The 11355-nt window shown below is 37.7% G+C and carries 8 protein-coding genes; 2 read left to right on the forward strand and 6 right to left on the reverse strand.

Annotated features, from left to right (window positions below; all coding sequences use genetic code 11):
• Window positions 1-579 precede the first annotated feature (579 nt).
• Window positions 580-1239, reverse strand: a complete 660-nt coding sequence (locus tag MSKOL_RS07945) for a metallophosphoesterase (RefSeq protein ID WP_048155035.1) — start codon at window positions 1237-1239, stop codon at window positions 580-582.
• Window positions 1240-1845: 606 nt separating this feature from the next.
• Window positions 1846-2520 (reverse strand): glycoside hydrolase family 16 protein, encoded by a 675-nt coding sequence (locus tag MSKOL_RS18740; RefSeq protein WP_156151007.1) that lies wholly within the window; start codon window positions 2518-2520, stop codon window positions 1846-1848.
• 1324 nt (window positions 2521-3844) lie between these two features.
• Here MSKOL_RS18740 and MSKOL_RS07955 point away from each other — a divergent pair.
• Together MSKOL_RS07955 and MSKOL_RS07960 are read left to right on the forward strand one after the other, a co-directional pair.
• The gene (locus MSKOL_RS07955) at window positions 3845-4894 is read left to right on the forward strand and encodes a glycosyltransferase family 39 protein (RefSeq protein WP_156151008.1); all 1050 of its coding nucleotides are present in this window, start codon (window positions 3845-3847) and stop codon (window positions 4892-4894) included.
• 80 nt (window positions 4895-4974) lie between these two features.
• Window positions 4975-6102 (forward strand): glycosyltransferase family 2 protein, encoded by a 1128-nt coding sequence (locus MSKOL_RS07960; protein WP_048120106.1) that lies wholly within the window; start codon window positions 4975-4977, stop codon window positions 6100-6102.
• 908 nt (window positions 6103-7010) lie between these two features.
• On the opposite strand, the gene MSKOL_RS07965 is transcribed toward MSKOL_RS07960, so the two are convergent.
• From MSKOL_RS07965 to MSKOL_RS07980, 4 genes are all read right to left on the reverse strand, one after another.
• Window positions 7011-7355 (reverse strand): hypothetical protein, encoded by a 345-nt coding sequence (locus MSKOL_RS07965; protein WP_048120108.1) that lies wholly within the window; start codon window positions 7353-7355, stop codon window positions 7011-7013.
• A 306-nt stretch (window positions 7356-7661) separates the two neighbouring features.
• Window positions 7662-9383 (reverse strand): ABC transporter ATP-binding protein, encoded by a 1722-nt coding sequence (locus tag MSKOL_RS07970; RefSeq protein WP_048155041.1) that lies wholly within the window; start codon window positions 9381-9383, stop codon window positions 7662-7664.
• A gap of 2 nt (window positions 9384-9385) precedes the next feature.
• Window positions 9386-10345: an ABC transporter permease gene (locus MSKOL_RS07975; RefSeq protein WP_048155044.1), complete on the reverse strand. Its 960-nt coding sequence runs from the start codon at window positions 10343-10345 to the stop codon at window positions 9386-9388.
• Window positions 10342-11238 (reverse strand): ABC transporter permease, encoded by an 897-nt coding sequence (locus MSKOL_RS07980; protein WP_231592539.1) that lies wholly within the window; start codon window positions 11236-11238, stop codon window positions 10342-10344. The genes MSKOL_RS07975 and MSKOL_RS07980 overlap by 4 nt, the downstream gene beginning before the upstream one ends.
• Between the last annotated feature and the right edge of the window lie 117 nt (window positions 11239-11355).

Raw genomic sequence — 11355 nt, forward strand, 5'->3', positions numbered from 1 at the left:
CTCAACCTCTATAATTTTTCAAGTTATAAAATTCAGAGTCAAGTTCCAAGAAACTTCTATTTAATGTTTCTATTAAATCTCTATTAATATTTCCAGAACTTATTTAAGTATTCTATCTGCCAATTTACTCCGACATCTACCATTTAACGCTTTTATTCCCGTCTCTCAAAGCGCTTTTAATCAAACGCTATTTGCTTTTTATGCAAGTAAATAAAGAAAGTAAGTCGACGGAGGTAAGTGAATAATTGTGATAGCAAAATGGATTTTTCCTTAAGGTAAAGTAAACAGAGTGAGCTAAAATAAAATATAATTATATAGTACAGATTTTCCAGGTAATGAATTTAGTCCCTGAAAAGAGAAAAGGTTCAGAGTGTATTGAGGGCCTGTCTAATACTTTTTCAGGCAATTGCTACACCTGATATACCTGAGCTAAACCTGGTTGTCCCTGGGTAAATTTTCCAAGCCTGACTGAAGCTGATTAGAACTTGAGGCTTGGATGTTATTGAATCTTGTTATTTTACTCTTGGGTGTTATTGAATCTTGTTATTTTACGCTTAGATGTTATTGAATCTTGTTATTTTACACCTCTATAAATTTAACCTCAATAGGTTTGTTTTCCTCCTTTTCTCCGAGAGTTATAAGGGTGCAGGAGCCTTTGCAGGCTTCGCCAGGGTTTACCACTACAGTCTTTCCAACCTGTTCTAGGCCTTTTGCCTCATGGATGTGTCCGCAGATGATCAGGTCAACCCGGTCAAGGAATTTCTGGATAGCCGTGCTGCCCACGTGTCCGAAAGGAAGTTCATCTCTTGCACCGTAAGGTGGGGCATGCGTCAGAAGCACTATGGTGCCGCAATCTTTGTCGTTTTCGGCAGAACAGACCATTCCTTCAAGGGCTTTTTCAATTTCGTCTTCGGATAACTCAAAGGGAGAATTGAAAGGGGTGGGATTTGAGCCGCCCAGTCCTATAAACCTGATATTTCCTATCTGTTCGGCTTTTCCGTGCAGGTTAGTAGCTTTAGAAGCGTCAAGGGCTTTTAAAATGCTCCTATAGTCGCAATTACCCGGGATCGCAAGTACAGGTCTGTCAAACATTTCCATCAGTTCTTCAACCTTCTCATCGGGCCCAAAATTGGTAATGTCCCCAACAATAACTACAAGATCAAAATCTCCTGCCTTTTCAATCATTTCCTTTATTTTCGAATAATCTCCATGGGGGTCAGTAATAGCCAGTATCTTCATTTTTATCAGGTCCTGTTATTAGTAGCTATTATCAATAAGGTTTCTGTTATTCATGTTTGTTCGTAGAAATCGTATCATTCATAACTATTCGAAAAGATCCTATCGCGTCGAATTTTTTGATTAACCTTTTTTCTAAAAAAATTTGAAAAACATTGAGGGAATTGACGCAACTTGTCGCGATTACTCACTTAAACAAAGATGCATGAATGCGGATTTATTGAACTTTTATGCAGAAGGTAAAAGCAACTGTAGTCACGCCTGTAATTGTTGCAACAAAAAACTTCATTGTACCTCATTGGGCAGTTTCATTATTTAGCCTCGTGACTATATATCGCGTATTTAGAAACCGTGACTATATGTCGTGTATTTAGAAACCAATATCATCCTTTATTCACCAAGTGTGATTAAAAGATTAAATTATTGGGATCTGTTTTAAAAATGCTAGCTGGAAAAAGTATTTATTTTCAAAAAATACTGCGCATCCTGGGCAGTAAGTAGAAACAGAAAAATTTGCTAATTTTGTCTCATTTTGTTTTTGAAATTGGAAGAGTTATGCCCTGAGAGCCGTATCTAAAAATTAAAAAAGGAAAGAGGCTTTCGCCTCAGTTAAGATGGCACATAACTAAAGTTAGATAAAACCATCTCTGCATTCTGTCCATTTATTGGCGCTAAATGACTCATAAGCCACATCTGCATCGCAACTCCGCCTTCTACATGCGGAATGCTTGTCTGATCTGTACAGTTCCAGTCAGATATGACAGCTCCGTTAGAAAGCTTTGCAGTAAAGTGGACATACGTTGGCTCCCAATCAAAACTGTATGTTACGTCTGTAGCGTTCTGGTAAGGAGAATCATAAGTTATTGCACTCTGGTATGCATTTGGCTGGACACTATAACTAAGTCTGTCACTGTATATCCAGCCCCACTGAGTAGCTTCAATATCTATCTCATTGGTATCGTTATGGCGGAAAAACATAGCAGCTACAATATTCGGATCGAGATTCAGTATTGGTGATGAAACCGTCCACTTGTATACACCATAGCTATAGTCAGTGGATGTTGTGTCAACTTCTGTTGAATACCAGATATCTCCGACTTTCTGGATTGTAAGGTGTAGTTTCTGGTTTTCATCAATCCAAACATTATTGCTGGAACTGCTCCAGTAGTTACCACCAGGATTACCAGTTCCACTTCTTACCCACCACTCCTTACCACACCAATTTAAATAGGTGTCTGCAGCAGCGGTGTTTGCAATCAAAAGCAAGCCTAATGTACTTAACATTACTAGCTTTAGATATTTTTTGTTCATATTACTCATAATATGAATGGTATAACTTGATGAAAAATTAGCATGTTTTTCTTTTAATAGAAAAGTTCAAATATCTCAGAATTAATATAGAAGTTTACAAAATTTAAGCATTAATGATAATTAATTAGAAAATAAAGATTACTTAATCTTAAGACAGCATTTAAGAGGAAAAACACCCTCAATGGCCAGACCCAATGAAATTTTTGGCGTAGTATAAATTAACTATTTATTTGTAAACATAACTATTTATATATATCTTGTCTCTAAAAGTCGTACTTCCTTTTCTATAAACTTCCTTTTTTATAATATAGAGCCGTAAAAGTATTTTTTTGCTCTATTTAGTAATTCAGAATGTTCACTGATGGTAATTGTCCTTCTTTCTCGAACAGTAGATTTTTGCTTCAATTTGCAGTTTCCAAAATCTTTTTTATTAAAATAGAAAGTGATCTTCATTGGTCATCGGTTAAGGAATTTTTTTGCCTGAAAGCTATTGATATTGCATTAGAAGCCAGCCTTAAATTTTGGCCTATTAACATGAAATTGATACCCGGGCCCAGTTAATAATATACAAAATATTCGATAAATGTTAAGGGCATTGACGCAATTTGTCACGTTTCCTTACTTAAACGAAGACGCATGAAAAACTACCTGCCTGAATACTGCGGCAACACTTTTAATACTATATATATTATAAGATAATCACTTTGAAAAAACAGTGTTAATTTTTCAAAAAATATAAATATAAAAAACTGTAATAAGAGAAAATAGAATTGATCATAAAATGTTCCATCTTGTTAAATTAAACATAATATTTTTATTTATTAACTTCTATGTTCCTATTCACACATACTAACTAAAATTTATACTAATATTTCATTAAAAACAGAAAGTTAGATTAAATAAACTTTAGATTTTACAATTATACCTTGAACTCAAAAAATTAACAGGTTGTAACAGACTCTGACAACATATATAGTATATTTTTATTTATAATCTTACACGTTTTATCGTTTCCACTTAAAGCAAAAGATCACTTGAAAAAGCAAAAGATCACTTGAATTCTGAAGATTTGTGAATGCAAAATTCAGGATATAAAGCTTATATTACTGAGCTAAAATGTTTGCGTTTTAAAATAAATGCAAAAATAAAACATGGATTGAACAGGAAATAGTATCTTATGAACTCAATTTCATTTTCCAAACACAGACCTCATGTCCCTGAAATAAAATATATCCTATTGATGTTCTTCAGTACGCGAATAATTTTGAGTATAATCGGGGTAATATCCCGTAAAATTTTGTCAGTATACGGAGAGTCTCAATTCGCCTGTCAACCTGACTGGATAGGTCATGTCTGGCTGGATATATGGGGTGTTTGGGATACAGGCTGGTATATGAAGATTTCTCAGTCTGGTTACACTCCAGTTTCTCTGGGTCAGGTTATTTCACAGGAGACTAATATCGCATTTTTTCCCTTATACCCCTTACTTATGAGACTTTTAAGCCTGGTTACAGGAAATGAGTATCTTGCCGGCTTAATAATATCAAACTTTTGTTTGATAATTTCTTGTGTTTATCTTTACCGGCTTGTAAGGCTTGATTATGATGAAGACACCTCCATTAAATCAATAAAATATCTACTTCTTTTTCCGGTCTCTTTCATCCTTTCGGGAGTTTTCACCGAGTCCCTGTATCTCACTCTTACTTTGGTGTGTTTCTATTATGCCAGAACAAGTAAATGGTACATAGTTGGAATCACAGGGTTCTTTTTATCCCTAACAAGGTCTACTGGTGTTCTTATTATTTTACCTTTACTTTACGAGGGTCTTATGCCCTTGATAAGAGATAAGGAAAACTTAAAAAACCTTAAAAACTCCATGCATAAGATACTGCCTCTGTTTTATCTCTCCCTAATTCCCCTGGGCACAATTTCTTTCATGATTTTTAATTATCACCTAACTGGAGATTTCATGGCTTTTGCACATGCTCAGGTAATGTGGCAAAGGCATTTTGGAAATCCTCTGGAGATTCTACTTAACGGTTATCACGGGAATACTGGCACAGCCTTCGAGGCAGTTTTTGCCGTTATTACTATCTTTATAGTTATATTGTTTTACAGAAAGATCCGGTTTTCTTACTGGTTGTTTTGTATGTATTCTCTTTTCGTCCCACTTTGTACAGGAATTCAGTCCATGCCTCGTTTTATTCTTGTAATTTTTCCGATTTACATCCTCTTTGCGGACATTACTAAAAACCACATTTCAGAAGACCTTGTTACGCTATCTTTTGCTCTTCTCCAGGGTTTTTTAATGGTTTTCTGGACTAATAGTTTCAATTTGGTGGTATAAAATGAGATTTTTTATAAATTTCATACAAGTACATGATTATTATTTTGCTTATTATATTTAAGTCACAAGTTGGAGTTAAAATGTATTCTAATTATGAACTAACAGTAATTATTCCCACCTTTAATGAAGAGGTCAATATTGCCAGGATGATCGAAGCTGTGAATTCAACCCTTTCATTAAATAAAATTCATGGTGAGATTCTTATTGTTGATGACGAATCTCGCGACAAAACTATTAAAATTGTCGAGGAGCTTATGCTGAAATACAATAATCTGAGAATTATTGTAAGGCACACAGACCATGGTCTTTCACAATCTGTAGTTGAGGGCTTCAGGCAGGCAAATTCGAACGCTTTTATGGTAATTGATGCCGATTTTTCTCATCCTCCGGAATTAATTCCTCTTTTTTATGAAGAAATAAAAAAAGGAACAGATATCGTCATAGGAAGTCGATATACTCGAGGAGGAGGCATTAAACAATGGCCTCTTAAACGTCGGATTTTATCTCTTGGAGCAACTGGCCTCGGAAGAATACTATTTCCTGAAATTACAGACCCTGTAAGCGGATTTTTTGCCCTAAAAAAGAAAGTGGTCTCCGGAGCTCAACTCCACCCAAGAGGGTACAAAATTCTGATGGAAGTCCTTGGGAAAGGAAAATGGAATTCAGTTGTAGAGATTCCGTTTACATTTACAGATCGGGAGAATGGAGAGAGTAAGCTCACTTTTTGCATCATAACTGACTATGTAAAACAAATTTCAAATATCGCTAAGTATTCTCTTGTTTTTCGTAATAACCATGTCTGGAATGAATGGGAAAAATTGGGAAAATTCTGTTTTGTCGGATTGTCCGGGGTACTGGTCAACGTAGGTTCTTTATATTTATTTACTGAATACATAGGCCTTTATTATATTATATCCAGTTTAGTAGCAATCGAAATATCTATCCTGAGTAATTTTTTCCTGAATGACTACTGGACATTTAAACTGAAGGATAAGGCCAACAAATATACACAGAATAGATTTAAGAGATTCTTTTCTTTCCAGTGTATCTCAATTGTGGGACTTATTATTAATATAGGAGTACTGTATTTCCTGACAGATTTCTTTGGTATCTATTATCTGGTTTCAAACCTCATAGGAATAGTAATTGTCTTTTTTTGGAACTATCTTATGAACAGACATGTTACATGGAAACTGAAAACTTACTAATAAAAAATAAGAAGAATACATAACATAGAAGTGCCGCTAAACACAGTACGAAAATTCAGTACGAAGTATTGCCGAATCCCTCTTTTAATCATGGCTTTGTCAGCATTCTGTATTTCAGCGAAGATAACCATGGTTAAACTTTATTTCAAAGAAGTGCGATTTTTGCTTGGATTTCTCCTCAAAACCACTATCAGATTTACATTTCGACCCTAAATTCCGCCTTTTTAGGCGCATATATTCTTTTCTTTATCTCTGTGAGGTCAGAAGATTACGATTTAAAAATTTTACCTTGCATATGATGTGCCTAAGTCTGAGCACATGTATCGATTTCCAACGACATTTATGTGCCTAAAAATGCGGAACTAAGTTTGAAAGATATTATTGAAAAAAACTTTGACAAAAAATCCATTTGATGTCGTAATCAATATTATAAAAAATAAATTCTGTTTAATTTTTAAGGGGGGTCGAAATGTAAAATATAGTACATATTTTACTTTTGGATATAACTTTATATCCAAAATACCAGATAGTTTATCATATTAAGTGTTATCAATGAAAAACGAAATCAGAGATTAAACATCTGATTTGATAGTTTAATGATATAGCTAAAAACTTTGTGTTTTATATAGAATGCATTAGTATTAAATTATGGAGTTCAAAGATCTCTGAAAAACCAATTGAATCCAAATGCTCAGAGACTTAATTAAGTTAGCTTTAAACGTTTAAAGTTTTACTTAATCCTGTCTCTGGAGTCAAATCACGGGGTGAGAGGAAATGACAACAAGAGTACACCTATAAACGGTGTACTTTTGTTGCTTTCCTGCTGGAAAATATTGAGGCTACTATGGCTTCTTGAGAGAATCGCTATAGTATTGTTCTACAATTACTGCTCCCTAAATAATTTATAACTATTTTGGGGAGTACACAAAAAGCTCTGTGATTGGAAACTGGTGAAGTTGTATGGAGAAGTAACTGAAGATGTGTACGGCGATCAGATAACCCTTTTTATGTAGAATAATCTTCAACGACTCAGTACCAAAATCTAGTGCATTGATTCCAAGTATGTCCAAAACGGATTTTTTGAAAGCAGCGGAAAGTACTGAAGACACGGAAATCAGTAGTAAAGGCGTGTTTCTTCCGTGTTTTCTGTGTTTTCCGTGTTTTCTATGTTTTCCGTGTTTTCCGTGTTTTCCATGTTTGTAATATCCAGACCGAATCACTCTATGACCGGCTACGTTTTCCGTGTTTTCCATGTTTGTAATATCCAGACCGAATCACTCTGTGACCGGCTGCGTTTTCTGTGTTACAAAATTCCTGTGACTTTAAAATCAAATTGCGGGAGGCCACCCCACCCTAAACAGGCTGTCCGACAATTATTGGTAGTAATAAAAAGTGATATAAATAAAGCAAATAAGACCTTTAAATCAAAAAAGAAGGAATCATTTTATTACCAAAAGTAATTGTTGGACAGCCTGTAAAGGACGGGGTATTCGTGACCCTCTGCGCTCCCACAGTAATAAACAGTGATGATTTACTAATTTTAAAAAAGATCATGATGCTTAATGAGTATGACAACACAGTCCTATTCTTGACCCCACAAGCCTTTTTGTATACTCATCAGAAGGTGAGAGCATTACATCATGGGAATTCCCCATCTCTACAATCTTTCCGGAATTCATAACGGCTATTCTGTCAGCAATCTTTAGTGTCAGGGAGAGATCGTGTGAAATATATATCATTGCAAACCCTCTCCTGTTCTGAAGGCCCTTTAAAAGACGCAATATATTTGCAGAGGTTGAAACATCCAGAGCCGAAGTTATTTCATCGGCAATAAGAAGTTTTGGCTCCATAACCATTGCTCTTGCAAGTGCAACCCTCTGCCTCTGCCCGCCGCTGAGTTCCCCGCAATATTTACTGAGGAAATTGTCAGTACTGGGAAGACGAACAAGTTCAAGGGTACTTTTAACCATTTTCAGTCTATCTCCATTGGATCCGATCTTATTGATATAAAGAGGCTCTTTGATTGCATCAAGCACAGTAAACCTGTTGCTGGTTGAACTGAATGGGTCCTGGAATACTATCTGAATACCGTTGAACCTGCTTCCATAGTTTCCCCCGACAACATTCCCATCCATAAACAATACCTCTCCGCACTCGGGCCTTATCACATTTGCAAGAATATGTGCGAGGGTCGACTTCCCCGAACCGGTCTGGCCGACAATTGCAAGAACCTCTCCTTCCCTCACTTCCAGATTAACGTTGTCAACTGCCTGAAGATCTTTTCCATCTGGCAGACGGTAGCTGAAACTCAGGTTTTTAGCCACCAGAAGGTCTGCTATGCCCCCTCTATGGCATGCAATTTCCCTCCCATCTCCTATCGGCTTCAGAACCGGAGAAACTTTACTGCAGATATCGATTTTTTGTGTACATCTCGGGCTGAAAGGACAGCCTTTAAACTCATCTCCTGTCGGAACATCCCCGGGAATTCCCCATAAATCTTTATAAACGAAAATATCCGGGGTAGAGTGGACAAGGCCCCTTGTATAAGGATGACGGGGAGATACGAGAATATCCCTTACAGGTCCTGTTTCAACAACTCTTCCTGAATACATAACAGCAATCCTGGACGCAACAGAAGATACAAAAGTGATATCATGAGAGATCATTAACATCGTATACCTGTTCTTCTTTTGAAGGTCGACCAGAAGGTCCCTGATTTCCTTTCGGGTAAATGCGTCAAGGGCAGAAGTAACTTCATCGAGAATCAGTAATTTCGGGTCGCATGAAAGAGCCATTGCCAGAAGAACCCTCTGCCTCATGCCACCGGATAATTGATGCGGATATGAATCCATCCATTCAGGATCAAGGCCAACTTTCCTGAACAGATCAGCACATTTACTCTGTGCTTTCTCAGGGCTTATATCAAGGTGCTTTATCATCGGTTCTCTTACCTGAACGCCCACTTTCATAACAGGGTTCAGCACCTCAAGACTGTTCTGAAAAACTATTGCAATGTCCTTCCATCTGAATTTGTCCATTTCAGGTTCAGGCAAAGAGGAGATTAGCTCATCCCTGTAAAGAATTTCCCCTGAAATAGCTGTATTTTCCGGTAATAGCCCCATAATCCCAAGAGCAACAGTGGTCTTGCCACTTCCGGATTCTCCTACAATGCCCAGAATTTCTCCTTTTTCAATCTCAAAAGAAATGCCGTCAACAGCCTTAACGGTATCAATGTCAGTCAGATAGTGGCATTTAAAATCATTGATTTCGAGCAGACTCATGATCAGAACCCTTTTTTTATCTTTAATTTCGGATCCAGTATCCTTTCCATATCCCTGCTTATGAACGCAAGACATAGCAGGAGGAAAATGAGCATAAACAACGGAGGCAATAACCACCATTTCCAGTAAGGTGTAAAATATATCGAACGGAAACTGGTTGCATGATTAAGCATCATTCCCCAGCTCTTGGAAGTAGGATCTCCGAGGCCCAGGAAGGCAAGTCCTGCTTCGGCTATGATTGCGTGTGAGGATATGCCGATAACAAGCACAAAAAGGACAGGCAGAACTTCAGGAAATATATGCCTCCAGAGCAGGTAAAATGGTTTTGCGCCGTAGTTCCGGGCGGCAATAATATAGCTGTTCTTCTTTAGCGACAGTGTCTGGGAACGCGCAATACGTGCGGGTTTGGCCCAGCTGAAAAGAACAAGTATAAGAATCACGTTAAGAATACTTGGCCCAAGAAAAGCAGATATTACAATAAGGAGAGGAAAGCTTGGAAGAGCCATTGTCACATCAATTACTCTCATAAGGCTCTGATCAATGTACCCTCCAATATATCCTGCCAGTATTCCAATGGCTCCTCCCCCAAAACCTGCTATAAAGGCTACTGCAAGCCCTATTGTAAGGCTCATTCTGGCACCGTAACATATCTGTGACCAGATATCCATACCGAGTTCATCGGTTCCAAGTATGTGTCCTGGGCCGGGAGGTTCAAGTGAATCCCCTGTGATCTTCTGAGGAGGATAAATTGTTATCACAGGAGCAAAAACTGCCATTAAAATGATGCAGAGAATTCCAAAGATACCAATTTTACCTTCAGTACTGAACCTGGAGAATGGCTTAGCTACGCTGCTAACAATTCTGTTTATACTGCTAACAATTCTGTTAATTCTGTCAATATTCAAAGCCTGAACAAACGAAAGTATTCCGGCATTTCCAGAGGCAGCAGTATCCTTCATCATGTCACAACCCTCGGATCAAGTTTCCCGTATATTTTGTCAACCAGAAGGTTGCAGATAAGTATGGAGACTGCAATTACCAGGAGAATACCCTGAATAAGAGGATAATCCCGGCCGACTACAGCACTTCTGAGTGTCATCCCTATGCCTGGATAGGAAAAAACATTCTCAACCAGGACAACACCTCCCATCATTATGCCGATCGTAAAACCTGTTCTTGTCACTACAGGGAGCAGTGCATTTCGGAGTGCATGCCGGATCCAAACGTTTTTTTCACCCAGACCTTTGGCTCTGGCAGTCCTGATATAATCCTTTGTGGTTACAGTAATCAGTGTGTTTCTGGTGAGCAGGTATACGCCGGTCAGTTGTGAAAGTGATAGAGTCAAAACAGGCAGAAAGGCATGGTACGATATATCCAGTATCTGCTCTGCCAGACCATTATAGTTTGCAAAAGGAGTAACAGCACCTGCAAGTGGAAATAGCCTGAGATACACACTAAAAATCAGAAGAAGGATCAGCCCAAGCAGAAAGGAAGGAATTTCTGCAAAGGCAATCATACCAGTCATCATAATTCGATCACTCCCCTTCTTCCGGTTCTTTGCAGAAATTGTTCCAAGAACCACACCGGAGATTGTACTGATTACTGTCGCACTCACGACAATCAATATAGTCCAGGGGAGATGGAGCACTATTACGTCACTGACCGGCATTTTGTAATAAATACTCCTCCCAAGATTGCCAGTCATTAGTTTTTTCAGATATGCTAAAAACTGTTCAGGCAACGGCCTGTCAAGTCCGTAATAGTTTATGTAATAAAGATGCTGCTCCTCTGTCATTACAATAATATCTTCCCCGACTTCATCTGCGGAAGTGGTTGAGAATGGATCTCCGGGCATCATCCTTGGTAAAAAAAAATTAATGACAAGAATTACAAAAAGTGTCGATAACAACCTGAAAATAAACGAATTCCTGTCATTTACCATCCAATCATCTTACCCTTTTACTACCTAAAC

Source organism: Methanosarcina sp. Kolksee (genome assembly GCF_000969945.1).
GTDB classification, from domain to species: Archaea; Halobacteriota; Methanosarcinia; order Methanosarcinales; family Methanosarcinaceae; genus Methanosarcina; species Methanosarcina vacuolata.

Coding starts and splice junctions, on each gene's coding strand:
- MSKOL_RS07975 (WP_048155044.1), bottom strand. CDS start 10,345: ATGATGAAGGATACTGCTGCCTCTGGAAATGCCGGAATACTTTCGTTT.
- MSKOL_RS07970 (WP_048155041.1), bottom strand. CDS start 9,383: ATGAGTCTGCTCGAAATCAATGATTTTAAATGCCACTATCTGACTGAC.
- MSKOL_RS07980 (WP_231592539.1), bottom strand. CDS start 11,238: ATGCCCGGAGATCCATTCTCAACCACTTCCGCAGATGAAGTCGGGGAA.
- MSKOL_RS07965 (WP_048120108.1), bottom strand. CDS start 7,355: ATGGAAAACACGGAAAACGTAGCCGGTCATAGAGTGATTCGGTCTGGA.
- MSKOL_RS18740 (WP_156151007.1), bottom strand. CDS start 2,520: ATGTTAAGTACATTAGGCTTGCTTTTGATTGCAAACACCGCTGCTGCA.
- MSKOL_RS07945 (WP_048155035.1), bottom strand. CDS start 1,239: ATGAAGATACTGGCTATTACTGACCCCCATGGAGATTATTCGAAAATA.
- MSKOL_RS07960 (WP_048120106.1), top strand. CDS start 4,975: ATGTATTCTAATTATGAACTAACAGTAATTATTCCCACCTTTAATGAA.